This is a genomic window from Ideonella sp. P3_A4 (assembly GCF_056403075.1).
Genome location: NZ_JBFUGE010000970.1, coordinates 1 through 1,623, shown reverse-complemented (window position 1 = coordinate 1,623; position 1,623 = coordinate 1). Strand labels below are relative to the sequence as shown.

The following is a 1,623-nucleotide window of genomic DNA, read 5'->3' as shown; positions in this document are numbered from 1 at the left end:
CACGGACGCTGCCGCCATTGACGTGGTGCTCCTGCGCCGCCTCGCCCTCGACGGTCGGCTCGAGCCGGTAGCCACTGCCCGGTGCGACGGCGATCAGGTTCGTGATGTCGCGACCGGCCTTCACGTCGATCGAGCCACCGCCGCTGGCCATCACGCCGCGGTTGAAGCCGGTGGGGCTGCTGTTCCAGACGATCGAGCCGTCGGGCGCGTGTTGGCGCCGGTCCCACGACCCTACGCCGTCATAGCCGGCGCCGAAAGCCTGCCAACCGGCGCTGGTGATGCTGCCGCCGGCGTTCATCTCGATGTGGCCGCCGCCGTGTTCGCTGAACAGTTCGGCATAACCCGGTACATACGCACCGCGTTCGGCCAGGGCCTGCTGCACGGCCTGCGTGGCGGCGTCCGGGCGGGCGCCGGTCACTTGCAGGTGCGTGCCCCAGCGGGCCAGCGTGATGTCGCCGCTGGCGGCGAGCTGCAGGTCACCCGTGCTGCTGCCGAAGAAGCCGCTGGTCGCCATCAGGAAGTCGGCCGACTTCGGCGCCAGCGTCAGCGTGTGCGCCGTGCCGGTGGTGGCGGTCGTGGTGGTTATGCGAGACGCCGCGAGATCGGCCCCGGCGACCAGCCGCACGCTGCCGCCATGGTCGCTGCTGGCGATGCCGCCGTTGTAGATGTCGAGCCCGCTCGAGATGCCGCGGCCGACGTTCAGGTTGCCCACGGCGCGCAGCGTGATCGACATGTCGCCGGCATGCGGCGTGCCGACGTTCAGCGAGGCGGTCGGCAGCACCCAGTCGGCGCCTTCGGTCACGGTCAGGTCGCCGTTCGAGCGCACCTCGGCCTCGGCGTGGATCTTCAGCGCGTCGGACAGCTCGGGCTTGCCAGCCGACAGCCGCTCGGCGATGGCTTCGGCGTTCTCGCCGCCCCAGCCGATGAAGCGGGCGGCGTCGTTCTCGATGCGGGCGCGTCCCAGTGTCGTGCCGTCGGTGTGGTTGCTGATCGTCGAGACGTTGTCGTAGACCTTGACGGCCTGCACGTCGATGCGCGAGGCACCAACGATGTCACCGCTCAGGGTGCCGATCGCCACATCGTTGCCGCGCTGCGAGGCGCGCAGTTCGACGCGGCCGCCGTCGGGCGCGACAGCGTCGGTCGCCGCGCCGGCGTGCACGTCGATGCGGCTGTCGGGCATCAGCCGCACCCAGCCTTCGGACGAGTTCAGGGATACCCTGCCGCCATTCGCGCCGGCCGTGTCCGTGCTGGCCAGCAGCTTCGAGCCGCGGCCGATGTTCAGGTCGTCGCGGGCACTCAGCGCGATCTGCCCGGCTTCCTTGCCGGAGGCGTCGAGCGTGCCGGCGACGGTCAACCGGCCGCCGTCGGCTTCGATCGCGATGTCGCGCGCCTTCAGCGTGACCACCGGCGCGACCGTCATGTCGCCCTCGCGCTGACGCAGATGGATTTGGTCGGTGAACTGGCCGTCGCCGATCTTCTGGTCCAGCTGCGTGAGGTGCAGGTCACGGCCTGCGTCGATGTTCAGGCTGGCACCGATCGCCGATTCACCGCTCTTGCCCACGAGCGCGCCATCGAAGCGGACCTCGCCCTGGGCAGCCTGCAGGTTCAGGCTGCCACCGCGGC

The 1,623-nt window shown here is 70.6% G+C and carries 1 pseudogene; it reads right to left on the bottom strand.

The features are described 5' to 3' along the window. Positions 1-1,623, bottom strand: a pseudogene (locus AC1DYI_RS34975) (hypothetical protein); the annotation flags it as partial.